We start from the raw sequence: 211 nt of genomic DNA, 5'->3' as shown, positions 1-211 counted from the left end.
TTCCAAATTGTTAAAGAGCTAGGTATTTCAAAAGAAATAACCATTTTTAAAGATTCTTAAGGAAGAACACTTAAAGATGGTGGAGCTATGCGGGATCGAACCGCAGACCTCCTCGCTGCCAGCGAGGCGCTCTCCCAGCTGAGCTATAGCCCCATCTGGAAAAGTATTTCCTACTCTTAACTTATTAAACCATCAATCTGTGTGGGTACTC

At 42.7% G+C, this 211-nt stretch carries 1 tRNA gene; it reads right to left on the bottom strand.

Annotated features, from left to right (window positions below):
• Nucleotides 1–77: 77 nt before the first annotated feature.
• Nucleotides 78–153 (bottom strand) — tRNA-Ala (locus tag AB4482_RS22895).
• Nucleotides 154–211 lie beyond the last annotated feature (58 nt).

It is taken from the genome of Vibrio sp. 10N.222.55.C7, assembly GCF_041473335.1.
Taxonomy (GTDB): Bacteria; Pseudomonadota; Gammaproteobacteria; order Enterobacterales; family Vibrionaceae; genus Vibrio; species Vibrio crassostreae_C.
The sequence above is the reverse complement of the archived record's forward strand: the minus strand, read 5'-3'. Positions and strand labels throughout refer to the sequence as shown.